Annotated in this window: 19 protein-coding genes; 9 read left to right on the forward strand and 10 right to left on the reverse strand. The window is 45.0% G+C overall.

All coding sequences use genetic code 11. The annotated features are described in order from the left end of the window. Positions 1-80: 80 nt before the first annotated feature. Positions 81-3359 carry a miniconductance mechanosensitive channel MscM gene (gene mscM / locus G6R11_RS18555; RefSeq protein ID WP_163134551.1) on the forward strand — a complete coding sequence of 1093 codons (3279 nt, stop codon included), beginning with the start codon at positions 81-83 and terminating at the stop codon, positions 3357-3359. A 69-nt stretch (positions 3360-3428) separates the two neighbouring features. Then, on the forward strand, positions 3429-4832 hold the full coding sequence (locus G6R11_RS18560; RefSeq protein ID WP_163134552.1) for a DASS family sodium-coupled anion symporter: 1404 nt from the start codon (positions 3429-3431) through the stop codon (positions 4830-4832). 38 nt (positions 4833-4870) lie between these two features. On the opposite strand, the gene epmA is transcribed toward G6R11_RS18560, so the two are convergent. Beyond that, a complete protein-coding gene (gene epmA, locus G6R11_RS18565; RefSeq protein ID WP_163134553.1) occupies positions 4871-5845 on the reverse strand; it encodes an elongation factor P--(R)-beta-lysine ligase in 975 nt (324 codons plus the stop codon). Between the two features lie 197 nt (positions 5846-6042). On the opposite strand from epmA, the gene frdA reads away from it, so the two are divergent. Genes frdA through frdD form a run of 4 tightly spaced genes read left to right on the forward strand, consistent with a single transcriptional unit; the run spans position 6043 to position 9327 of the window. After that, positions 6043-7836, forward strand: a complete 1794-nt coding sequence (gene frdA / locus G6R11_RS18570; protein ID WP_163134554.1) for a fumarate reductase (quinol) flavoprotein subunit — start codon at positions 6043-6045, stop codon at positions 7834-7836. Position 7837: 1 nt separating this feature from the next. Further along, entirely contained in the window at positions 7838-8572 is a 735-nt protein-coding gene (locus tag G6R11_RS18575) for a succinate dehydrogenase/fumarate reductase iron-sulfur subunit (RefSeq protein WP_163134555.1), read from the forward strand. 2 nt (positions 8573-8574) lie between these two features. Then, entirely contained in the window at positions 8575-8964 is a 390-nt protein-coding gene (locus G6R11_RS18580; protein WP_163134556.1) for a fumarate reductase subunit C, read from the forward strand. 9 nt (positions 8965-8973) lie between these two features. Continuing rightward, a complete protein-coding gene (gene frdD, locus G6R11_RS18585; protein ID WP_163134557.1) occupies positions 8974-9327 on the forward strand; it encodes a fumarate reductase subunit FrdD in 354 nt (117 codons plus the stop codon). Positions 9328-9346: 19 nt separating this feature from the next. On the opposite strand, the gene G6R11_RS18590 is transcribed toward frdD, so the two are convergent. From G6R11_RS18590 to efp, 3 genes are all read right to left on the reverse strand, one after another. After that, entirely contained in the window at positions 9347-9766 is a 420-nt protein-coding gene (locus G6R11_RS18590; protein ID WP_240352503.1) for a hypothetical protein, read from the reverse strand. A 204-nt stretch (positions 9767-9970) separates the two neighbouring features. Then, positions 9971-10189, reverse strand: coding sequence for a hypothetical protein (locus G6R11_RS18595; protein WP_163134558.1), 219 nt, complete (start codon positions 10187-10189; stop codon positions 9971-9973). 226 nt (positions 10190-10415) lie between these two features. Beyond that, the gene (gene efp / locus G6R11_RS18600; RefSeq protein WP_163134559.1) at positions 10416-10982 is read right to left on the reverse strand and encodes an elongation factor P; all 567 of its coding nucleotides are present in this window, start codon (positions 10980-10982) and stop codon (positions 10416-10418) included. Positions 10983-11016: 34 nt separating this feature from the next. Here efp and epmB point away from each other — a divergent pair, with 34 nt between their 5' ends. After that, complete coding sequence (epmB, locus tag G6R11_RS18605; protein WP_163134560.1) at positions 11017-12039, forward strand: EF-P beta-lysylation protein EpmB; 1023 nt, start codon at positions 11017-11019, stop codon at positions 12037-12039. Between the two features lie 75 nt (positions 12040-12114). Next, a complete protein-coding gene (gene priC / locus G6R11_RS18610; RefSeq protein ID WP_163134561.1) occupies positions 12115-12429 on the forward strand; it encodes a primosomal replication protein PriC in 315 nt (104 codons plus the stop codon). On the opposite strand, the gene G6R11_RS18615 is transcribed toward priC, so the two are convergent. From G6R11_RS18615 to G6R11_RS18640, 6 genes are all read right to left on the reverse strand, one after another. Continuing rightward, positions 12419-14326: a bifunctional diguanylate cyclase/phosphodiesterase gene (locus G6R11_RS18615; protein ID WP_163134562.1), complete on the reverse strand. Its 1908-nt coding sequence runs from the start codon at positions 14324-14326 to the stop codon at positions 12419-12421. The two genes, priC and G6R11_RS18615, sit on opposite strands and share 11 nt — an antisense overlap. Positions 14327-14338: 12 nt before the next feature. Beyond that, positions 14339-14830, reverse strand: coding sequence for a molybdopterin-binding oxidoreductase (locus G6R11_RS18620; RefSeq protein ID WP_163134563.1), 492 nt, complete (start codon positions 14828-14830; stop codon positions 14339-14341). Positions 14831-15113: 283 nt separating this feature from the next. After that, the gene (locus G6R11_RS18625) at positions 15114-16883 is read right to left on the reverse strand and encodes a phospholipase D-like domain-containing protein (protein ID WP_163134564.1); all 1770 of its coding nucleotides are present in this window, start codon (positions 16881-16883) and stop codon (positions 15114-15116) included. 395 nt (positions 16884-17278) lie between these two features. Then, positions 17279-18202 carry a diguanylate cyclase gene (locus G6R11_RS18630; RefSeq protein WP_163134565.1) on the reverse strand — a complete coding sequence of 308 codons (924 nt, stop codon included), beginning with the start codon at positions 18200-18202 and terminating at the stop codon, positions 17279-17281. Positions 18203-18219: 17 nt separating this feature from the next. Further along, positions 18220-20445, reverse strand: a complete 2226-nt coding sequence (locus G6R11_RS18635; protein ID WP_163134566.1) for an ATP-binding protein — start codon at positions 20443-20445, stop codon at positions 18220-18222. Between the two features lie 872 nt (positions 20446-21317). Beyond that, positions 21318-22322, reverse strand: a complete 1005-nt coding sequence (locus tag G6R11_RS18640) for a LacI family DNA-binding transcriptional regulator (RefSeq protein ID WP_163134567.1) — start codon at positions 22320-22322, stop codon at positions 21318-21320. Positions 22323-22793: 471 nt separating this feature from the next. Between G6R11_RS18640 and G6R11_RS18645 the strand changes: the two genes are divergently transcribed. Continuing rightward, entirely contained in the window at positions 22794-24221 is a 1428-nt protein-coding gene (locus tag G6R11_RS18645; protein WP_163134568.1) for a glycosyl hydrolase, read from the forward strand. Positions 24222-24250: the final 29 nt, after the last annotated feature.

Genomic DNA, 24250 nt, shown 5'->3' on the forward strand with positions numbered 1-24250 from the left:
TACGCTATTTCAGATATTTAATATAAAATAACTAACAAAGCTAAGCGCAATGATGCGGTCTTAACCATGGCTGTTTACCAATGACTTTATCGATTTTCTCTCGCGGTTTCCTAGTATCGCTACTGTTTTTCTGCTTAGCGGCACAGGCCAACGTGGGTGGAGAATCTCATCTCAAAGGTTTAATTAGCTCTCTCGATACTCAACCCAGCAACTTAAATACTCAACAGCAGCAACTGATTTACGAGGAATCTTTAGCACTGCTAAAAGAAGGCAATAGTTACCGCGAAAAAGCCAAATACTACCGCGGCATTATCAATAACTTTTCCCGCCTGCGAAAAGAGCAACAAGAGCAACTCAATCAATACCAAGCGCCAATCATCGAGAACTTAGCAGAGCTAAATTCAAATCAACTAAGCGAACAGCTCACTATCTGGCAGGCTCAGCTAAGCAATACCAATAACCAAATTGATGAGCTAAAACAGCGCCAATACCGCATCGATTTAGACGTAAGTGAAAATCATCAACGCAGCGGCCCACTGCGAGAACAACTAACCACCGTGCGAGCCAAACTTGAACAACTGGAGTTTGGCGCGCTAAACGAGGTGGAAGAAGCCGAGCGAGTTCGCGCCCAAGTCAACGAAGCCAGTTTAACCGCCCAATTGGCCATGTTGGAGCTTGCCGCCCAAAGTGCCAACCATCGAAACGAACTGCTGCAACTTGAACTAAGCGTGCTGCAACGTAAGCAGTTAGCTGAAAAGCGTATTGTAGAAAACGTTAAAAATAGGCTATCGCTAGAGCATCGCGCCGAAGCCCAACGCCTGTCTGATCAACTGGCTTTTGCCGCTCCCGAATTGCTTAATGACCCAGTAGTGAAAAACTTGGTGGAACAGAACCAGTTATTTCAAACTGAGCTGTCGGCCTTATTTGAGCAAAGTGAAGAGATTGCCGATCTACAGGAACAGGTAAACGACGAGCTTGAACACATCAAACTCACCTTTGCCAATTTCAAAGAACAAGTTTCCTGGTTAAAAGTGACTCGCTCCTATGGCGAGTACCTACGCGAGCAAATCGCTAGTTTGCCAAAATCCAAAGCGGTAGCGCCGATAGAGCAGCAAATCATTGAAGTGCGGATCAGTAAGCATCGCCACCAAAACCTGCTTTACAACCAGCGAACCCAAAGCCAAAGAAAGGCCCAACGAGAGTTCATTGCTACCTTAAATCCAGAACATGCTCAAATATTTAGTCAGCATTTAAAGCTTAATCAGCAACTGTCAGATAAGTACCAGCTGGAGTTAGACGCCAGATTGTTTGAGCTAGCAAGGCTTAAACTCGATTACTCCAAGCTAAATAGTCAACTGAACACCATCAACCAAGAAGCCAACCAAGAGCTGTTCTGGACGGCTGACGTAAAAGCTATCGATTTAAGCTTTTTTAGTGATATTCGTTATTCCTTGGTGTGGTTATTTAGCGCTCAGCAGTATTCTCAACTTAGCAACGCCATCAACAAGCTGTCTTGGTTATGGTTAGCCTGGTTAGCGCTAGTGGCAGCCAGTGTTGCGTACGTTTACTACCTAAAAAAACATTGGCTTAAAGGCTACCTGCAACGCATCGATTCAAAGACCGGCAACATTACCCGCGACAAATTTAGCTATACCCTTGCTAATTTATTACTCAGCGCGGCCTTTGCCACTCCTTTAGCGCTATTTATTGGTAGCGCCGGTTTTGCCTTGATGTACCAGTGGTCTTCTCCCTTTGCTCGCGATGTTGGAGATGCACTGTTTAACGTTGCTATCGTGATGTGGCTATTTCATTTATTGCAGCAGTTTTGTCAAAAAAATGGCCTGCTCAATACGCATTTCAAATGGCCCTTGGTAAACATCACCCAAGCTATTTTGTTAATCCGCCGCTTGGTTTACGTAAGCTTGCCCTTAGTATTCATCCTCAATCTGTGCATATTACAAACCAGCCAACCCACCTATAGTGGCTTGGCACGTTTAAGCTTTATAGTATTGTTATTGTGGGTGGCTTATGGCTTTCATAGCATTTATCGCATCGAGCTTCCGGTTAACTATCACTTAGACATTTTTAAAGCCCCGCAACTGGCCAAAAAACTCATTTGGGGCGCCGCTATTAGCATCCCCTTGATGGCAGCATTGGCTTCTGCCGCGGGCTTTTTTGCCACCGCATTTACAGTTTATTGGCAAGTGGTGCTTAGCTTCATCATCGCGACAGTTTTCTTGCTGGGTTATTTGCTTATTCACCGCTGGATGCTATTGCAACGCCGCCGAATAGCCTTTGACCGAGCCAAAGTGCGCCGCGCCGAAATGATTGCTCAGCGCCAGTCTGAAGAAGATGATCCAAACAGTTCTAACGAAGGTGTTATCGACTCAATCGATGAACCGGTTATCGACCTAGACACCATTAGCGCACAGTCGCTAGGCTTATTGCGCGCCGCTTTGGTATTGTCTTTGGTTTTGGTACTGCTACTGAGTTGGTCGGAAATGACCAGCGCCTTCTCATTCTTAGATAATGTCACCCTATGGGAAAGCAATAGCAGCCGCGCTGGCGTTGCCACGGTAGATGCTATTACCCTGCGCTCTTTAGGCTCAGCCTTGCTGGTATTTTTCTTCGCAGTGGTGTTGATTCGCAACTTGCCGGGCTTACTAGAACTGATGGTGCTTCAACACTTATCCCTTAACCCAGGCACCGGTTTTGCCATCACCACCATGATTAATTACATGGTGATATTGTTTAGTATTTTCAGTGGATTTGGTTTGCTGGGTATCGAGTGGTCGAAATTACAATGGCTAGTGGCCGCGCTCACCGTTGGTTTAGGTTTTGGCCTTCAAGAGATTTTTGCCAACTTTATCTCTGGTTTGATTATCTTGTTTGAAAAACCGATTCGAATTGGCGATACCGTCACCATTCGTGACCTTACCGGCACGATTTCTAATATCGAAACTCGCGCGACCACAATTGTGGACTGGGACCGCAAAGAAATAATCGTGCCCAATAAAGCCTTCATTACCGAGCAGTTTATAAACTGGTCACTTACCGACCCTATCACCCGCGTGGTTCTAATGGTGCAAGTAAAACAGGGCTCTGATAACGAATTAGTGACCAAGCTGCTGCAAGAAGCCGTTGATGCAAATAGCCTCGTATTGGCTAACCCTGCACCAGAAATCTACTTTACCGAGTACACCAATAACGGTATGAAGTTTGAGATGCGTATCCACGTGAGTGAAATGCGCTACCGCTTGCCGATGACCCATGAACTCTACACTTTGATCAATGACAAGTTTAAGGCGAATAAGGTAGAGATCGCCTACCCACAATTAGATATATCTCTCAATACATAAACATGATTTTGCTATCTTAGGGCTTTAAAAAACTACTATTTCAACTAATTAGCCCAGAGACCCTCGATCATGGCCGTGCAAAAACATTTCAAACTGCTGGTTTGTTTTATTGTTCCCTTGTTAATACTGGCGCTTCCCACCAGTGCTATTCCACTACCAGAGTTAACCGTAGTTCAACACCGTATCATTGCTATCTTTGTATTAGCGGCGCTACTATGGATTTTTGAACCAGTACCAGTGTTTGCCACTTCACTGCTAATTATCACCCTCGAACTGGTGCTTATCTCTAACCAAGGGATTAACGCCATAGTGGCCGATACCGGGCCTGCGCCAATGGGCGACTTGCTTCCATACACCAGCATCTTTAATGCTTTTTCATCACCAATCATCATCCTGTTTATGGGTGGTTTTGCCCTAGCCATTGGCGCATCTAAGTTTGAGCTAGACAACAACCTAGCCCGAGTACTGCTAAAACCCTTTGGTAAACGCATCCCAATGATTATGCTCGGCATTATGCTGATTACCGCGATTTTCAGTATGTTTATGAGCAACACCGCTACCACCGTAATGATGCTGGCGATTGTAGGCCCTTTAATTGCCGCAGCGCCGCGCAATGATTTAGGCATGAAAGGCTTAATTTTGGCGATTCCAGTGGCAGCTAATACCGGTGGTATTGGTACCCCGATTGGTACCCCACCAAACGCAATCGCCCTGCAGTACATTCCCGAAGGACAAATTACCTTCGCTTCTTGGATGGCCTTTGGCATTCCCTTTGTAATTATTCAATTGGCGATTGGCTGGTTTTTATTATGTAAGCTCTACCCCTCAGAAACCGGTGTGTTAGAGCTTAATTTAAAAGGCCGCTTTCAAAAAAGCACCCGCGCTTACATTGTATATGCCACTTTCGCGCTCACCATTTTATTGTGGCTAAGCACCGCTTGGCATGGCATGAACAGTTACGTAGTGGCGATTATTCCTTTAGCTGTGTTTACCCTCACTGGAGTCATTGGAAAAGACGATCTCAAGCTATTTAACTGGGACGTACTTTGGCTCGTGGCCGGTGGTATCGCCATGGGCATGGCGCTAGAGAAAAGCGGTTTAGCCGCCAAGATTGCTACCTCTATCGACTTTGCTAGCCTGCCAACCTTAGCTGTGATTGTGGTGCTATCCATTGTTTGTGTAGTGATGGCAAACTTTATGTCGAACACCGCTACCGCCAACTTAATTATGCCGATTGCCGCTGCGGTAGCCACCAGCTTAAACGGCTTAGATGGTGACGGCGGCATTACCACATTACTGATCATTGTGGCGCTGTCGGCTTCCTTAGGCATGATGCTACCCGTGAGCACCCCGCCCAACGCCTTGGCCTACTCTACCGGCTTTATCGAAACCAAAGACTTGATTAAGGTAGGTGGCGTTATTGGCTGTACCGGTTTGGCTCTGCTTTACCTAGCGATGATGGTGTTCTTATAGGTAACTAAGTACGGGAGCGAGAGCTCCCGCTGACAACCTTAAGCGCGTTCTACGCTAAAACTTTGCACTGCTTGAATATTGGGCGCATCTAAGGCGAGCATCAACAAGCGGTCAATACCAAGGGCCACCCCAGCACAAGTCGGCAAGCCCGCGCCAAGTGCAGCCAGAAAACGTTGGTCTACTTGCGCAGCAGCCAAGCCCATATTTTCCCGAACCTGCTGGTCTTTAGCAAAACGCTGAGCCTGCTCTTCAGCATCAGTAAGTTCATGAAAACCGTTGGCTAACTCTACGCCTTTAAAATACAACTCAAAGCGCTCTGCCACTTGCGGATCATCTGGCGATATTTTGGCGAGCGCAGCCTGCGATGCAGGGAAGTGGTAAACAAAGCATGGTCGTTGCTGCGCTATTTTAGGCTCTACTCCTAAGCTAAATAACAACTGCAAAATGGTGTCGCGGTCGGGTTCGCGCGCCACTAAGTCTTCAACGCCCAAGGTTTTAGCCACTTCAATAAACTCGGCGTGGCTAGCGCTTAAGGGGTTTAGGCCTAATTGTTGCTCAAAGGCTTCCACATAGCTTATGCGCTCAGCTTTCTCCCAGGCCAAGACCTCATGCATCAATGCATCTATTTCATCCATTAACGTAAAATGGTCAAAGCCTATGCGATACCACTCCAGCATTGTGAACTCAGGATTATGAAAACGCCCCGCTTCTTCATTGCGAAAAGCTTTGGCCAGCTGGTAAATACAACCACTGCCTGCAGCCAGTAATCGCTTCATGTGAAACTCGGGCGAGGTTTGCAAATACAACGGCAAAGTTTGCGGAGCTGCCGGCCCCGACAAGGTGGTGCTAAAGCTATGTAAGTGCACATCGCTCACGCAGGCTTGGCTCAAACAGGGAGTATCAACTTCCATCACTTCACGCTTGGCAAAAAAACATCTGATTTTATTAATGATTTTCGCCCGCTGCTGAAGAGATTGAATACTTGCCGAGGGTTGCCAAAGTGTTTCAGACATGCAAATTTTTTCCTGCATTGAGTTAGAGAGTTTCGCGAGGTTTTATACCACTTTGCTAACAAAAGCGGGAGTTATATCTCAAAAGCCAAATTATCTCAGCCGCTTGCTCAAAGTAGCGTCAATATTTGATTTTAGTCAAACACCAAAAAGCTAATACCCGCACAATCATTGTAGGCTTATTTCGTATGGAGAAAAGCGTGGAAGTAATCAAAACTGATGTTGCCATTGTTGGCGCTGGGGGCGCAGGTTTGCGTGCTGCGATTGAAGTTGCACAGCAGCACCCAGAGTTAGAAGTGGCACTAATTTCAAAAGTATATCCAATGCGCAGCCACACGGTTGCCGCCGAGGGTGGCGCTGCAGGCGTAGCCCAAGATCACGATAGCTTCGAAAACCACTTTAACGATACCGTATCGGGTGGCGATTGGTTGTGTGAGCAAGACGTTGTAGATTTTTTTGTTGAGCGTGCACCTAAAGAGCTTACTCAGCTGGAGCATTGGGGTTGCCCCTGGTCTCGTCGCCCTGATGGTAGCGTAAATGTACGCCGCTTTGGGGGCATGAAAATTGAGCGCACTTGGTTTGCCGCCGATAAAAGTGGCTTCCACATTCTTCATACTCTGTTTCAAACCTCAATCAAATACCCCAGCATTAAACGCTACGACGAGCATTTTGTACTCGACCTAGTGGTTGAAGATGGTGAAGTAAAGGGCTTAATCGCCCTCGATATCGCCGAAGGCGAAGCTAAATTAATTCAGGCTAAGTCAGTAATTATCGCTACTGGCGGTGCAGGCCGAGTCTATCGTTTTAATACTAACGGCGGCATTGTGACTGGTGACGGCATGGCGCTAGCTTACCGCCATGGTGTGCCTCTGCGTGATATGGAGTTTGTCCAATATCACCCAACCGGTTTACCTGGCTCAGGCATCTTGATGACCGAAGGCTGTCGTGGTGAAGGTGGCATTCTTACTAACAAAGACGGCTACCGTTACCTGCAAGACTACGGCCTTGGGCCAGAAACACCGGTAGGCAAACCCGAAAATAAATACATGGAGCTAGGCCCACGTGACCGCTTAAGCCAGTGTTTTTGGCAGGAGGCACAATTAGGCCGAACCATTGAAGGTCCCAACGGCGACTACGTAAACCTAGATCTTACCCACTTAGGCGAAGACTACTTACTAGAACGTTTGCCGTTTATTTGTGAATTAGCTAAAGCTTACATGGGTGTAGACCCAGTGAAAGAACCAATTCCAGTGCGCCCAACCGTTCACTACACCATGGGCGGTATTGAAACCGACGGACGTTGTGCCACCTCAATGAAGGGCTTGTATGCTGTTGGCGAATGTTCATCAGTAGGTTTACACGGTGCCAACCGCTTAGGCTCTAACTCGTTAACCGAAATTACCGTGTTTGGCCAGGTGGCTGGCGAATCTGCCGCACGCAATGCCATTGTTAGCGAACATGGCGATAGCGCTAGCTTATTAGCTCAGGCCGAACAAACCCTAGCGAGTTACCAAGCGCTAAAAACCAACCAAGGCGATGAGAAAACCTCAGACATTCGCAACGAGTTAGGTCGCACCATGGAAGCAGGTGTGGGTATTTACCGCACCGAAGAAACCATGCAGCAAACCATCGACAAAATTGCCGAGTTAAAGCAGCGTTATAAAAACATCAAGTTGGTGGATGACAGCGAAGTATTCAATACCGAATGGTTATACGCGGTAGAGCTGGGCTACCTGCTCGACGTAGCCGAAGCCATGGCAGTTTCGGCCATCAACCGTAAAGAGAGCCGTGGTTCTCACCAACGTATTGACGGCTTCGAAAAGCGTGATGATGTGAACTACCTTAAGCATACCCTAGCTAACTACCGCCCAGATAGCGCGCCAGAAATTAGCTATAGCGATGTGAAGATTACTAAGTCTCAACCCGCCGAACGCGTCTACGGCGCAGCAGCCGACGCCCAAGAAGCAGCCAAGAAACAAGCGGAGGCAAACTAACATGGCAGATTCAATTAAAATCGATATTCTGCGCTACCGCCCAGAGAGCGATAAAGAGCCAGTATGGCAAAGTTATGATGTGCCCTTCACCAATGAGATGTCGCTGCTAGAAGCCTTGGCTTACATTAAAGACGAACTCGACCCCACTCTTAGCTATCGCTGGTCCTGTCGCATGGCCATTTGTGGTAGCTGCGGCATGATGGTAAACGGCGTTCCAAAGCTAGGTTGTAAAACTTTCCTCCGTGATTATAAAAACGGAATGAAAGTAGAAGCCTTGGCGAACTTCCCCATCGAGCGCGATTTAGTGGTAGATATGAGCGACTTTATTGAGAAGTTAGAAGCCATTAAACCCTACATCATCAATGACAAGCCGCGTGCTTTAGAAGATGGCTGCCACACTCAGTCACCCAAGCAAATGGCCCAATACAAACAATTTTCTATGTGTATTAATTGCGGCCTTTGTTATGCAGCTTGTCCGCAATATGGCTTAGATAAATCCTTTACAGGCCCTGCCGCATTGGCGCTACTTCACCGCTATAACCAAGATAGCCGCGATGCGGGCAAAGCAGAGCGCATGAAGATAGTAAACGCTGAAGAAGGCGCTTGGGGCTGTACCTTTGTGGGTTACTGCTCGAAGGTATGTCCTAAAGACGTAGATCCAGCGGCAGCGATTCAACTTGGTAAAGTAGATAGCGCCAAAGACTATGTAATCGCCATGTTCAAGCCAGGAGAGTAAGCATGAGCAAACGTAAACCTTATGAAAGAAAAATGGGTGCAACGTGGTGGCTTAAAAACACGTTTCATACCAAGTACATCATTCGTGAAGGCTCTAGCCTAGTGATTGCCATCTACAGCTTTGTATTGCTGTTTGGCTTATTCCGCTTAAGCCAAGGCGCAGAGGCTTTTAATGGCTGGGTGGAAGCTATGAGCCAACCCGGCTGGATTGTATTTCACCTGCTCAGCCTTGCGTGGACGCTATACCACAGCATTACCTGGTTTAGCCTTGCTCCAAAAGCGGCCAACATTTGGCTTGGTCAAAAACGGGTACCCGACAACTGGATTGTTAGCGGTATGTATGGCGCACTAGCAGTGATTAGTTTAGCTGGCTTAATCTTGGTTTTGATTTAGGAGACACTGATGAAACGTTCTAATGAACCGGTATTTTGGGGAATGTTTGGCGCGGGCGGCATGGTTGCAGCCTTGTTCACTCCAATTGCTATTTTAATCACCGGCTTACTGGTGCCTATGGGCATTATCTCCGGCGAGCAATTCTCTTATGAGCGGCTGTTGGCCTTTTCTCAACACTGGATAGGTGCCGCGGTCATTTGGATAGTCATTAGCTTACCGCTTTGGCTGTGTATGCATCGCCTTTACCACACCCTGCACGACTTTGGCATTCATGCCGGCAACCTAGTTAAAGCGCTGTTCTACGGCGTAGCATTTGCAGGCTCTATTGCTTGCGCTACTTTGCTATTGCTGGGCCTTGTATAAGCAACTTAATAAACGTGGGCTAAGCGCTTAGCCCACGATAAGCTTCGAAAAAGCATATTCCAGCAACCAGCAAAAATGCCACCCAAGATAAGTGCTTAGCTTTACTGAAAAATACAGAAAGTAAGGCGCTAAACATAAACACACAGCCAATAGTCACCAAGGTAAAAGTATTGGCAGCAGAAGCTTGTAACAGTAGAGCTGCAAATCCTAATGCGCATAGCGACAAGATATGCCAGCAGAACCGAAGTGTGCCTTTGGTAAATTGATCATCACCAAATAGATGCGGAATATTATCGCGTTTAAATAAACGCCTGAGAATATACTTTTCACCTAAATAAGAATGCACGAAAGCAATAAAAACCAAAATCAGTGAAGCGGATAAAAGTAGCATGCGCCATCCCAGAAACTCTTCCCATTGGAGCCTAGCACTTATAATCATTATCTCCACTCAAACAAACTCTCGCGCCTGCACAAGCTTAGACAAAGAGAAGTAGTTTTTAGGCGAGCGAGCAAACAGCAAGAATGAAAGAAGTAGTGATTCTAGATATCGACTGAACTTAGTTACAGCCTGATACGCTTATCGTGCGATAGCCGCTAAAGGGAGTACTTTAATCAACTAGGTAGGAAACAAGCAGGCTAAAGATCAGCCTACTTTTAAATCTCGCTGGCAGTTACGTTTAAGTAAACGAATTTCAGATTCTAACTGCATTTCTCGTTGTTTAAGCATATCCAATTCTGCTTCTTTACAAGCCAATTGCTCAAATACGCCCGTTGGGTAATCACCGCCACCTTTAGCAAAACTCAGCTTGTGGGAGTAACGCTTACTTACGTGCCCTACTGGTGCTTCTATCACCGCATCCATACTGATAACCTTTTTATCATTAAGTGAGTCATTGCTTAAGCATTGCAGACAAATGGCATTTACGCAAAGTAAAAAATTGACTTAAATCAAAGCGATTAGCGGGGAAATTTTATTCAACTGGCAAATATATTTTTCGTCTAAAAAGTCAGTTGATCAAGCTAGATCTTAAACAAATAACCAAATAAAAAAGGGAGCCTAAGCTCCCTTAAATTTAGTGAAGTAGCGTTTACTTTACGCGACCTACATATTCAGCGCTGCGAGTATCAACTTTTACCACTTCGCCAATTTGGATAAACAAAGGCACACGGACTACTGCACCTGTAGTTAAAGTAGCCGGTTTACCACCAGTGCCGGCAGTATCACCTTTAAGGCCTGGGTCAGTTTCGGTTACTTCTAACTCTACAAAATTAGGGGGCGTCACTAAGATTGGGTTTTCATTCCAAGTGGTAATAACACATATGTCTTGTTCAACTAACCATTTAGCCGTGTCGCCGACAGCTTTTTCATCTGCAGCAATTTGCTCAAAAGTATCGTTGTTCATGAAATGGTAGAATTCGCCATCGTTATACAAGTAGGCTAGTTCGTAATCCATCACGTCAGCCGCCTCTACAGACTCGCCCGACTTAAAGGTTTTTTCTAAAGTTTTACCGGTTAATAAACGGCGTAACTTAACACGGCTAAACGCTTGGCCTTTACCTGGTTTTACAAATTCATTCTCTAGAATTGCATAAGGCTCGCCGTCGAGCATAATTTTTAGCCCGCCTTTGAATTCACTGGTACTATATGACGCCATTTGGTCCTCTACTTACAAGGTAATATCAATTTCAATGTTGCGAATAATACCGCGAAACGACGCTGCTGTGCAGGGTAATTGGCAAAAAGAGCTGGCAAACGCCATCACAGATCCCAAAGATCTGCTGCAATTTTTGCAATTGGACCCAGAAAACTATCAATCAGACATCGCAGCCCGCAAATTATTCCCAATGCGCGTACCTTTAAGCTTCGCCAAACGTATGCAAAGTGGCAACCCTAAAGACCCATTGTTACTGCAGGTTTTGCCCCAGCAAGCAGAATTTATTGACGTTGCAGGCTTTAGCCAAGATCCCCTTGAAGAGCACCAAGCCGCTGTGCCGGGCTTGCTACATAAGTACCAAAGCCGAGTGCTGTTTATAGTGCGAGGCGGCTGCGCAGTAAACTGCAGATATTGCTTTCGTCGCCACTTTCCCTATCAAGATAACAGTCCGAATAAACAAGGCTGGCAACAGGCTTTAGATTACATTGCGAAAGATGACGCGATTAATGAAGTGATATTTAGTGGCGGCGATCCACTGATGGCAAACGACCAACAGCTTGCTTGGCTGGTAGAACAGCTAGAACAAATCGACCACTTAAAGCGGCTGCGCATTCACACCCGTTTACCGGTAGTGATTCCTAGCCGCATAACTGAAGAGCTGGTTGAGCTGCTGGCTCAATCTCGCCTGCAAACCATTGTGGTAAGCCATATCAACCACCCCAACGAGATAAACCAAGAGCTAAGCTGCGCCTTTGCCAAATTACACCAAGCGGGTATTACCCTGCTTAACCAAGGTGTGCTACTAAAAGATATAAACGATGATGCCAGCACTTTGGCACAGTTGAGTGAAGCCTTATTCTCGACCAATATTTTGCCCTACTACCTGTTCTTGCTCGACAAAGTAGCAGGCGCAGCCCATTACGATATTGACGAGCAAAGCGCAGTGTCGATAATGCGAGACTTATATCAACGCTTACCTGGCTTTTTAGTTCCACGCTTAGCCCGCGAGCAAGCAGGCAAACGCAGTAAAACACCAATAGATATTGGCTTGAGCTAAACTAAAGCAACAGAACAAGGCTTAACGCAGATTTTGAGTTAAGCGCGTATTCACCCAAATACAGTGACCACATCCATGGATAAAACCAAGCTCATTGAGCAAATACAAGAAAACCTCAAAGATATCTACCATAAGGCTATTGATGCCGACACGGTGATACAGCAACAACAAGAGCAAGGCAAAGCCAAGTATACCGAGTTGTTTAAAGACAGTTTATTTAAGGCCAAAGACCGTCAGTTTTTGCCTTACGTGGAAGAGTTAGCCAGTGATTTGGTGCTACTGCAGGAAAGCCAAGACGACGAGCACTTTGTTACTCAACTAAAGGTTATGGTTGCCAAACTTGAGCAAATCCACAGCCTACTGGCCGACTTTAAACAGCTTACTCGCTAGGGCTATCTGCAAACGCTCTTAGGTAGGGGGAGAATTCTTCGGCTGGCGCCCAAGCTGCAACAGCCGCTCCCAATACCAACACTTCTTTAGTTATGTATTTAAGCTGATCTAAATGCTGTTGATTCTCTACGCCGTCTACCAATAACTTCACCCCCAAACGATTAGCAAACATCACCGTGGCAATCAGCATGGGCTGTTTATCGCTGGCATTTAGCAGATCCGACATTAGCGATTTCGCCCCGCGCAAGTACTGTACTGGCAGATGATTAAGCAATTCCAAGGGGCACTCTGCACTACCAAAGTTATCTAGCGACAAACTCACCCCTATACGGCGTAACTCACGAATCGCATCCACACAATCTAACAGCATTTGTTGGTCGCTATCGATAATGTTGATGATTAAGCGATGCGGCAATATTCGGCTTTCTATTAAGACTTTGTTCACCAATACCAGCAAGTCGTTATGTAAGGTGGAAGAAGAAATCGACACTGCCAGCTGCAAATTAGTATTTAAGCCATGCTGCCAACGCTTAAGTTGCTGGGTAGATACGCGTAGTACCCAAGATTCTAGCGCCACCACACAGCCACAAGCGTGGGCAACATCAACCAGCTCGGCCTGTTCCACCCAACCATAAACCGGATGCTCCCAGCGCGCTTGAACTTCGGCACCTATCACTTTGTCATTCGCTAAGTCTAAAATTGGCTGGTAAAACAAACTCATTTGCTGGTTTTCTAGGGCGTCGCGAAACTGGCTGAGTAAGTGTTGCTCTCGCTCTTTGGCTAATTGCATCTGTCCTTCAAAAAACTGCCAAGAGCTACAACGCGATTCTTGCTTGGCTTGGTACATTGCTGTATCAGCTTGGCCTAATATACTTAGCCAGTCGTCTTGGCTGTCTAAAGCAGTGCTAATACCGATACTGGTGCCCACAAAGCACTCTCTGTCTTCCAAAGACATAGGCTTTTCGATCACGTTAATTATACGCTGTGCAAAGCCGGAACAGTCTTCTCTAGAGCGCACTCTAGTTTGCACAATGGCAAACTCATCGCCCCCCAAACGCACTGCATAATCACAATGGCGCATTTGCCCATTTAAGCGCTGCGCCACCACATTTAAAATGCGGTCGCCATATTCGTGGCCATAGCTGTCGTTAATGCTTTTAAAGCCGTTAAGGTCTAGCACCATAATGGCGTAATCACGGCGATTATTTTCTAGGCTGGCAATAAACTCGCGCAAACCGGCCCGATTAGGTAAACCAGTAAGAACATCGTGGTTAGCAAGATAGCGATTGATATGATTCTCACGCACTATCATCACAATCAGAATGGAACCACTAATTAGCAGCGCACCAATGGCAAAAGACAAAAATAGCTGCAATTGCAGTAACCTAAAGTCGGTTTTCTTATCAAATTCGCTATTCCGCTGAAACTCTTTATTCACCAAGGTATTGATGGGAGCCGAATACATGTCTAGCCGCTCAATAACTTGTTCAAATTTTTCGTGGCTAGGAGGAAGAGCTTGCAGTAAAGGCTCAATTCGTTGTATTTCTTGAAACAGCTCACGCACTAGCTGTCTAGCGGTCTTGATGTTATGAAAGCCCGCATTTTCTTGGCCTTCTAACAGCACAGGAAAACGGCTCCACAATATGTCATAACGCAGCATTAAATCAGAATGCTTAACTCCGCCAAGGCGATACAGCTGCAGCGAATTAATAAAACGGCGATGCTCCATTTGCAACTGAACCACCGACCAAGACGTAGAAGACTTAGGCGATTCAAGTAGCTGAATAATTTGCCTTAGTTGGTAAATACTGATGATCGCACTGACCACAAACAGCGATACCACTAAGGAAATTAAAAACTTTTTATATTTTTGCGGAAGCTGGGTAAGCCAATTCATCAATAGCTAGGCTCACTTAACAATAATGCTGCGTAATTGCCAAATCATAAAATCGTTATAGGGCATTTGCAGTAATTCGGGGTGGTCATCAATTGGTAGCATTAACCACAATGGGCCTTTATCACGCACCCGCATCGGGCGGTCGTTATCAGACCAAGCCAAAATAGGATCAAATTTCTCAATCTCGGAGAAATCTATTTCAACCTCATAATTATTTAAGGCTACCAAAGTCAGTTTACTCGATTGCGCGCCAGCTAAGGCTAATACTTCGGCTACTTTTGGGCCTTTGTAGTGATGGCGGGTTTCAACCCAAGGGTGGCGGGTAACAATAGTATGTTGTGGTAAGGCCTGTAGCATCTTTAGGTCAAAGTCTGCTGCACCTTGGTTGTTACCATGCTGAATAAGGCCAGCAATGGTTAATATGGGTTCGTCTTGTGGTGTTGCTAATTCTGCCGAGCTGAATGAGCAACATAGCAATAAACTAAATGCTAACAAAAATCGCATAACTCGTTCTCCTTAACGTGGTTAGCTGCGCTTAACTGTATCGTTCAATCCTAAACCATAGCGCATTTGTTGCAGTTACATCTTGAGTATGCGTGAGTTTTAGCGAATAAAAAAGGGCAAGCTAAAAAGCTTACCTTTTTTAGGTGTATTGAACTTGCAGCAAATGCCCCGCACAGAACTCGATTTCAAAAATATTGGGGCAACAAGCAATAACTAGCACTAACTAAAGAACTGATACAAAACATCAAAGTCCTTATTATTTGTTATCTCTTCTACGCCAAGGCTAAAACTGGTAAATCAGTCCGGTGTCATGCAAACGTTTAAAAATTCTGCGTTGCTTTTCCGTGGTTCGTCCCTTGCGGCCGCCCTGTTCACGAATAAGCTGACGCATTTCCAGCCACTCTTCACTTCCCCAACGAACCGACTGTGACTTAAGCAACTCAAACTCGCGTTCCAGCTCTTCGACAAAGGCTTCACTTTTCAAGAAGAAACCCACCTCGTTGTTATACAGCAATGAGCGATAATCAAAATTGGTTGTGCCAACAAAAGCGCCGTCGTCAAATAACATAAACTTAGCGTGCAGTTTGCCGTAGTGTTTGCTACCACCTAGCTCATCTGCATCTGGCCCTCCTAATTGATAGAAGGTAATTCGCGGATGATTAATCAGCTTTTGCCAAGCCTCGGAATTTAAGAACTCTGGGTTCTCTTCGTTTTTAGAGAGGTCTTCATCTAACCACTGCTCACGTATTTCGTCACTCATGAGCACTGTGGGTACTGTGCTCATATCAATAACCGCTTGAGTAAAGAAGTTATCGCTGCTCAGCACCGAGTTAGTTAATACTTCAATGGTAGAACCTGGATTTTCCGCCAACCACATCTCGGCAACATTTAGCTCACGCTCGATTTTACCTTCATCTTTAAGCAAATCAGACTGCAGAAATAAGTAAGGAGATACAATGCGTACTTTCTTAATGCCTTTTTCTTCAATCGTCATTCTGGCTAAAAGGCCGCTAATTGAATTTACGTTAGCCAATTTGTTCGCACTGTAATTTGACACTACTTCGGAAGAATCGGCGTTAAGGTTATCTAGCTCATGGGCGAAACGGGTCTGGGTTTCTATAAAGCCTTCGGTTAAATACTCTTCAATATTCTGATAACGCTCAGTAAACTCAGGCGTGGCTTTAAGCCTCGCTAATTCATCAAGAGAGCGCTGCATGCGTTCAGTGTATGGGAATATAGTTGAAAGCTTTTTATTGCCTGGTTTGGAAAACAATACCGAGAAGTAATACTCGGTGAGTTGCCCTGGCGAGCTGTGAATATCGGCATCGGCCATTGGCCGAACTAAAATCTCTAAGTCGCGGAAAGCGTGTAAGTCTCGCTCTCCGTCTTCATCTAAGCCGTAATAATGCAAAGACACGTTGCGGCCACCGGTCATCACCCAAGCTTTTTCCGGTATCGCGCCATCAATAACCAGCAGCTTATCGTGAGAACGATTATTCGCTTTACCTCCAGCAGCAGTTAGGGCATTAAAGACAACGGCTTGAACTCGCGCTTGTTGGGTACTTATTTCACCAGCGCGGGTTTTCACAAACCCGGCTTGCTTAGCACACTCTATTAAGCCTTTTAGATCGCCGTGTTCCATACTTAGCGAGCCTAAACTATCTACCATTATTCGTACATCTACACCTCGTTTAACCGCTTGGCACAGCGCTCCTAAGATCGCATCGCCAGTTAAGTCTGGGGTAAAAATGTAATAGGTAAGGTCGATGCTGTGTTCAGCCTGTTCGATAAGGTGAATTTTGGTGGCGAGGCTACGAATCGCGTCATCAGTTGAGGTACCGACCACTTTCACTAAGGCATCTTGAACAGGAATTTTAGACTCACTGGCCAGCTTAATGTAATCACGCTCGAGTTCATCCTTGTCACGCCAGCGTCGATCTTCCATCTGCTTGCTTGTCCAAGCATCTTCAACGGCTTGGCTTGGCGGTACTGGGCTAGTCGAACAGGCCGCTAAGCTCAACACTGCAAGTAAAGGCAGCAACTTCCATATCATTATTCATTCCCTCTTTTTCTTATTCGGCTCAAGGCAACAAGCCAAGCTCTTCCTAAGCTTAATAATGCTAGCGTTTTATGGTGCGCTCAAACTAGCTTATTAGATATCAAACAAAGAAGATAATTTGAAAGCTAGTATGTCGATTTTTCAGGCGATAGCAAACGGTAACTGAATATTTACTATATTAAAAATAGCCTATTAAATCTGTTTTCCGCTTTAGCAATTAGTATGTAGCAAAGCATTAATAAGAGGTACAGATAACTCTCAAGTAGCAAGCTGTAATGGTTTGATTTAATTGAAAACTAGTTCAGGTAACCTGCAATATAGGCTAAGCCCACAGCTAAATAAGCCTTGATAATACTCAATCAAAACCTCAAGAAAAAGCGGTTTGCTCACTACTTAATAATGCTCTCGCTACTTGTCATAATGAAGCAATCTCGGCCAGACTCTTTCGCTTTGTACAGAGCCTGATCTGCTAGTCTGATTAAGTCGGTTTGGTTTATAGAATCTACCGGATAAACAGCGCCGCCAATACTTACGGTAATGTTGGTAGAAACACCATCGTGAGTAAACTCTTGCTGCCGCACCACTTCCAGTAAGCGCTTACCTATTTCAATGGTTTTTTCGGTGTTGGTTTCTGGCAATACCATCACAAACTCTTCACCGCCATAACGAAAAATATTGGTGGTTTCGGTTTGTTCAGCTTTAAGCAGCTCAGCAAACCAACGTAGTAAGTGATCGCCAAACTGATGGCCAAAGTTATCGTTAATCTTCTTAAAGTAGTCAATATCCAAAAACAACACGCCAAGATGGTGGCTATGTTCTTGCGCACTGCTAATTTCGGCGTCAACAAATTGATAGAAGGGGCGCATGTTATAAAGGCCTGTAAGAGGGTCTCGCACTGCAAGCTCCTCCAACTGATCCATTAACTCTAGGTTCTTTATACGCAGCGAACGCTTTTCGATGGCTCGATTCACAGAGTTAAGCATCACATCTAAATCTTCTACCGGTTTAAGTAGATAGTCGTAAGCGCCGGCTCTTAAACAGTCAATAGCGGTGAGTTCATCACTTTGTCCGGTAAGAATAATTGTATCTACTTCACTATCGGTTTGTTTTATGGCTTTGAGCAGCTCAACACCGGTCATTGTCGGCATGCGCACATCGGTGATCACTAAATCGACTTCTTGACTCATAAAAGACTCAAACGCCGCTTCGCCATTTTCAGCTTGCACAACTGTATAGCCTTCATCTTCAAGAAGCTCGGCTAATATTTCTCTAATTTCTGGCTCGTCATCGACGAGTAATATTTTTTCAGTCATATTTATATTCTCGAGGTTTAGCCTTGCAAGCTGCTTGTTTTAACCAGAGGTAGACACACATACATTCTCGTTCCGCTGTCACTATCACTAAGCACCTTAATACTGCCCTTGTGGTCGCTAACAATACCGTAAGAGATTGATAAACCTAGGCCAGTACCTTTGCCTTCTTCCTTGGTTGTATAAAACGGGTCAAACATCCTAGATTGCACATCAACAGGAATACCGTCACCATTATCGCTGACTTCAATTTCTACCCCTTGCTCATCTTCTGTTAAGCGAGTAGCCAGAGTTAATAGTTTATTGTCACTGCTGCTGGTGTTCATCGCATCGCGCGCATTACTAATCAAATTAAGCAGCACTTGCTCAAGTTGATTAGCATCCCCCTTAACCCAAAGCGCTGTATCTGAGAGTTGCACTGTAATACTAATACCACGCAGTTTAAGCTGCTCGCCCACCATCAAAATACTGTTGTTCACTACACTGTTAACATCCACTTCAATAAACTCTGTAGAAGAGTGGCGCGAGAAGGTTCTTAAGTGGTCGATTATTTTCATCATTCGTTTTGAATTACTCAGCACTGAGCCTACGAACTTGTGCAGCTTTTCATCATCGAGCGTCCCTTTGTTAATTCTACGCTCAAGCAATTGTCCACCATTTCTAATTATCATCAGAGGTTGGTTGAGCTCGTGGGCGACACCTGCCGACAGTTCACCAATTGACGCCAGCTTACTGGTTTGAATAAGTTGGGATTGGGTAGTTTTAAGCTCAGCATTGGATTGCTCAAGTTCTGTTTGCGCGTGTTTTAGCTGTTGAATATCGGAAGCTACACAGATAATACCGCTCGCTTCTCCGCTAGCATTAAGTAGCTGTGAGCTTGAAAGCATTACCGGCAACAAAGCGCCGGACTTGGCCACATAAGAGCACTCTGTTCGATATTTTTTATTGCTACTATTGGCAGTACGCTCGAATAACTCGTCAATGTTTGGCAACAATAACGACAAGTGCTGGCCAATCAATTCTTCGCGTCGGTAATTAGAGGCCGCTAGGGCCTCATCGTTAACCACTTCAATCACCCCGGCTGATGACGCCACAATCAAGCTTTCGGTCATACTCGCTAAAAGGTTATCAACATAATCTTTAGACACCGTGGTTTGGCGCAGAGTACTAGTCATTTGGTTAAAGTTATTACTTAGCTGGCCAAACTCATCACTGCCGTAAATTTTGGTCTCATGCTCTAAATCGCCATTGGCAATTATTTGCGTCGAGTAAACCAAGCCTGCTAAACGGTTGGAAACGGATTGTCGGATTTGCTTATAAACGTAAAAGCTTAGTGCCAAGCCTATGAAGCCCATAAAGGAAATAAAGACCACAAAAGTTTTTACAGACTTGTTCACTGACAAGAAGGCCTGTTCTACTTCGCTGTTTTGAAGCTCAACAGCGAGATCTAAGGTGTCGAGAATTTGCTCTTCATAGTCTTCTACCAACTCCAAATATTCACTAATCTCTTCATTAATTTGAATAAGCAGCGAGGCTACATCTACAATCTCTCGCACCCGCTCAGCATCAGTGGCGTTTTCTAGCTCAGCAGCTATTGCTATCAGCGCTTCCGAGGCTTCTTCTAGGCGTTCTTCGCCATCAATGCCCTGTTCATCAATATCCTCTTCATGGTCGCTCTGCGGAGTGCTCTCATCATCATCATGGTCTTCTTCTTCGCTACTGCTAAGTATTGTTAGATAAGTGAGACGAAAGAAATAGTTGAGCTGATTATCGACACTAGGTCCCCAAAGCCCTTCAGCTTGGTTATCGTGTAATTGTTCAAAGCGCTCGATAAGCTGCTGTTGTTCGGCAGCCAGCTTAAAAATGTTGTTTGCGTAATTTTCAAAGGTTTGCTTATGCTCAAGCATTTCGCGTTTTAAACCGCGCTCGGCGCTGTCTTGAGCGTGAATATCCCAACGTTCCAGCCATACATCGAAGAGCTCGACTGACTCATGAAACTCTTCAGCTTCGTCCATATCGCCGGTCGCAATAAAGCCTTGAATCTCTGCAAATAAGCGCTTAGAAACAGATTTTAATTCGAGGATCGCCACAATGTCGGGCACCGAGTCTTTGGCAACCTCATCAAATTGATTCTTAATAAAATTAAAGCCACTCAGAGAAGCGCCCATAAACAAGCAGAAACTAATGAAATAAAGAAGAAAGTTTAAACTTAGTTTTTTGCTTAACGACCAATCTTCAAACTTCACAGTGTTTTGTTTCCTTTATCGCGATGCTTATTGGCGAAAGTATAGTACAAGCCGCCCTGCTTTGAATCACAAATTTAAATAATAAAAACAGATGCTTACTGGGTAATATTTAAACTAAATTGTATCAATAAAATGGGATAACAGCCTAGTGACAGGCATTGTTATAGTGCTGAATAACACTGCTTAGGGTGAGCAAGAACAACACATATTTAAACCAATCTCATTATGCGCCCCTAGAAAGCAATTGGCACATAGAGAGCTGAAAACGTTCAAAGAGGCAAAGGCTGGATATGTTAAGCGGATAATATAGCTGGGAAACCAATGGTGAGATAGTCGGCAAAGCTGCTCTGATGTTTTAGCCAATGTTCGCCTGTCACTAGCAAAAGCTAGAACTAAAAAAGGGATGCCGTTGTTTACAACTAAGCATCCCTTACTATGTAGACTGGTGTCTAGCGTGGTATTAAGTCATCGCTTTAGCGAGACTTAAAGATACACGGCTGGCTTACATCATGCCGCCCACCACAATATAAGCAACTGATAATATGGCAAATTTATCCAATTCGCATTTAAGATACCCCAACTTATACCCCACAATGTTCTAGAATATCTAATATTTACATCGCAACGCTCAACTAAAGGTGGTCTAGAGCTCCCAAAATTGAGCAGTTAGGCGTGTTTTTAGATTGTTCGCCCAGTTGGTTTTGCACTTAACAGGACACGCTGTAAAAGCCACAGGTAATTACAATAGCAATCTCGCTAATTCAACTATGCATCGTAATGTTCTTTCGAACCAAATGATGGGCTCAAGAACTTACAGAGATAGCGGCGTTGTTGATCAATTCAGTGCCGATTCAGCCTAGATACACCCGCACTCACCTTTTATGAAAGCTACATTTTTCTATAATTTGCAATTGAGAAGTAGGGGCACCATGAATACTTTTTACAAGAGTTTCTATTAACAACCTACCGATCTTATGAAAATCTTGACGAAAGCCAGATATTGGTGGAGAAAAGTAACTAGGAAAATTGCAGGTTTCTATCAGCATCACTTCAATATCTTTACCAACCACTTTACCTGCATCTTGGATCCCAGCAATCACTCCCGCAGCATTGATTTCAGAACTACAGATCACGCCATCAATATTGTCTTCAGAAAGCGCTAACGTCTTACCTAGCTCGCGATAATTGAGTTCATCTGACTCAAAAATCACATTCTTTTCTTTTTCAAATTCAGCGCCAAACTCCATTGCCGCTCGGCGTGCGCCGTAGTACTTATGCCAAACAAAGGTATAAATCTCTGAGGCGCAAAGTAATCGTATGTTCTTACGTTGATTGGCAAATAGTTTACTGGCCGCTCGATAAACGATATCAGTATTATCAATGTCGACAAAAGGATGCTCAATGCTCATTTCGGTTTGACCAAATGTTACAAAGGGGACGCCGTTGTCGTGTAAGTAACTGACGCGTTCATCTTGTGTTTTGGTCATATTAAATATCATACCGCCGCAGAGATTGTTCTCTACTGCATATTTAACAGGCTCAAGAGGGTGCTCGTCTGGCCGAACTGGCAATACTGTAAGCTGGTAAGGGGATTCCTTCAAGGCTGAAGCAAAGCCTTCAATTAAGCCTAGCGAGCCAATATCACCAACTATATCCCCCGGCTTAGTCACTGGTAGTACTGCACAGATATTGTAGTTAATACCTGTTCTTAGACCAACTCCAGAAGGATTAGGGCGATAGCCTAGCTCTTTAGCAGCAGCTTTAACAATTTCTTTGGTTGGAGCCTTTACATCATCTCCATCCTTGAGCGCTCTGGAGACGGTGGTCACCGATAGACCTGTATGCTGGGCGATGGTTTTTAGAGTTGCTCTTGCCATAGTTTTCTTTTTGTTAGCTAGTTACGAAACGTTACGAGTCTTTATTGACAGCAATAATAACACGATAGCCCTACCCTAAAAACTGCCATTAGGAATTTTTGTTAACTTCAGGTCAAATAATAGTACTCCCTTTAGCCAAACTCACTAATAATTTAGTGAGTAAAGCGCAGTAACGCTGCCAAAGATGCAAAATAATTTGCAAGACTATGCTAAGTAACTAGCCTGCGGGAACCTTTCGAAACAACTGTTTACTTGTCTCGAACTAACCATAACGTTTATCTATTTGATTTCTTGCTCAAAAAACCATCATCACATATTTCATAACCAATCTATTAATTTTGTTGCCGTAACCTCTTCTTCCTTGCACACTAAAATCGTAACGTTTCGATTTAGGGTTTGGAGAGCGCTGTACCAGATAGTCGATGCTGCACGTTACTCACACTCAATAACATCATAAAAAGAGATTATAAAATGCGTATAACCCTAACTCCTACACTGCGGCGCAAGCTCAATTCATACCTAATACTCACTCAGGCTGGAGGCCTAGCCTTGCTGTTGGCTTTGCCAGTCAAAGCTTTAGAAACGCTGGATTATCTATACTCCATCCAAGGCAAGCACACTTTGGGCGCAATGCACAACCGCCAGCCAAACTCCAATCCCAACCTCTACAGTAGCCAATTACAGCAGGTTACTGGAAAATGGCCGAGCTTATACAGCACTGACTTTCAATTTGAACCTCAAGAGGTCACCTATCGCCAAACCATTACCAATCAGGTCATTACCGAGTGGAACAACGGTGCCATGATTCATTTAATGTGGCATGCCTGCAACCCTGCTAAGCAAAGTCCCTGCGAATGGGATGAGCAAGGCGTGTTAAGCCAAATGAGCGATCAGGAATGGAACAACTTAATCACCGACGGCAGTAATTTGAACCTACGCTGGAAAGCGATGATGGATGAAATTGCGGTCTATTTACAACAGATGAAAGACGCTGGGGTAGAGGTATTATTTCGCCCGCTTCACGAAATGAATCAATCATTGTTCTGGTGGGGCGGAAGACCCGGCGCAGAGGGTTCTGCACGACTCTATCAAATCACCCACGACTACCTACTCTATGAAAAAGGCTTAACCAACATTGTCTGGTTGTGGAATCTACAAGATTTTCAATCTCTAGCCCAGGATCTCAATGACTACGATCCCGGCAATGACTATTGGGACGTACTAACTTTGGATATGTACTGGAGCGACGGACAGGGTTATACCACTCAAAAATATCAAGCGATGAGCCAAAAAGCCGCTGGCAAACCCATGGCTATCAGCGAGTGTGATGACATCCCCATGCCAACGCTATTGGCACAGCAGCCACTTTGGACCTTTTTCATGCCTTGGTCCGAGTTGACCTTTGCCCATAATAGTTCAACCAAATTAAACACCGTATATCAATCAGACCGGGTACTCACGCTGGAAGAAATGCCCGGCTGGTTGGGTTATCAGTTCCCCAATTCGCCTCAAATTAATAAGACCTATATACAAGCACAGCATTACAGCAATCAAAGCGGTATTGTGCTGGCCAGCTCCAGTGATAATGGCGGAGCTCAAATGGCAACATCTATCGACGCCTATGATTGGTTAAGTTTCAATAATATTAGCGTGAAAAAATCAGGCAACTATGTATTTGCCTTTAGGGTAGCCAGCAGCAACGGCGCCAGCCTACGCTTAGAGCATGCTGGAGGTGGAGAGTCGCTAGCCACAGTGGTCATTCCTCCCACCGGTAGCATGTCCAATTGGACCACCGCATATGCCACTGTTTACCTTAGCGCAGGCACGCACAGCCTAGGGATAAAAGCGCTAACAAGTGGATGGAACATGAACTGGTTCTCTTACGACGATCAAGATTAAGTCCAATATAAAGCCCCGCTTGCGGGGCT

Source organism: Agarivorans sp. Alg241-V36, assembly GCF_900537085.1.
Lineage (GTDB): Bacteria > Pseudomonadota > Gammaproteobacteria > Enterobacterales > Celerinatantimonadaceae > Agarivorans.

Bases quoted from the DNA above. Each gene is read 5' to 3' on its own strand.
- G6R11_RS18640 (WP_163134567.1), bottom strand. From the start codon at position 22,322: ATGGCAAGAGCAACTCTAAAAACCATCGCCCAGCATACAGGTCTATCG.
- efp (WP_163134559.1), bottom strand. From the start codon at position 10,982: ATGGCGTCATATAGTACCAGTGAATTCAAAGGCGGGCTAAAAATTATG.
- G6R11_RS18590 (WP_240352503.1), bottom strand. From the start codon at position 9,766: ATGATTATAAGTGCTAGGCTCCAATGGGAAGAGTTTCTGGGATGGCGC.
- epmB (WP_163134560.1), top strand. From the start codon at position 11,017: ATGTTGCGAATAATACCGCGAAACGACGCTGCTGTGCAGGGTAATTGG.
- G6R11_RS18625 (WP_163134564.1), bottom strand. From the start codon at position 16,883: ATGATATGGAAGTTGCTGCCTTTACTTGCAGTGTTGAGCTTAGCGGCC.
- G6R11_RS18620 (WP_163134563.1), bottom strand. From the start codon at position 14,830: ATGCGATTTTTGTTAGCATTTAGTTTATTGCTATGTTGCTCATTCAGC.
- G6R11_RS18580 (WP_163134556.1), top strand. From the start codon at position 8,575: ATGAGCAAACGTAAACCTTATGAAAGAAAAATGGGTGCAACGTGGTGG.
- epmA (WP_163134553.1), bottom strand. From the start codon at position 5,845: ATGTCTGAAACACTTTGGCAACCCTCGGCAAGTATTCAATCTCTTCAG.
- G6R11_RS18595 (WP_163134558.1), bottom strand. From the start codon at position 10,189: ATGGATGCGGTGATAGAAGCACCAGTAGGGCACGTAAGTAAGCGTTAC.
- mscM (WP_163134551.1), top strand. From the start codon at position 81: ATGACTTTATCGATTTTCTCTCGCGGTTTCCTAGTATCGCTACTGTTT.
- G6R11_RS18645 (WP_163134568.1), top strand. From the start codon at position 22,794: ATGCGTATAACCCTAACTCCTACACTGCGGCGCAAGCTCAATTCATAC.
- G6R11_RS18630 (WP_163134565.1), bottom strand. From the start codon at position 18,202: ATGACTGAAAAAATATTACTCGTCGATGACGAGCCAGAAATTAGAGAA.
- G6R11_RS18575 (WP_163134555.1), top strand. From the start codon at position 7,838: ATGGCAGATTCAATTAAAATCGATATTCTGCGCTACCGCCCAGAGAGC.
- priC (WP_163134561.1), top strand. From the start codon at position 12,115: ATGGATAAAACCAAGCTCATTGAGCAAATACAAGAAAACCTCAAAGAT.
- frdD (WP_163134557.1), top strand. From the start codon at position 8,974: ATGAAACGTTCTAATGAACCGGTATTTTGGGGAATGTTTGGCGCGGGC.
- G6R11_RS18560 (WP_163134552.1), top strand. From the start codon at position 3,429: ATGGCCGTGCAAAAACATTTCAAACTGCTGGTTTGTTTTATTGTTCCC.
- G6R11_RS18615 (WP_163134562.1), bottom strand. From the start codon at position 14,326: ATGAATTGGCTTACCCAGCTTCCGCAAAAATATAAAAAGTTTTTAATT.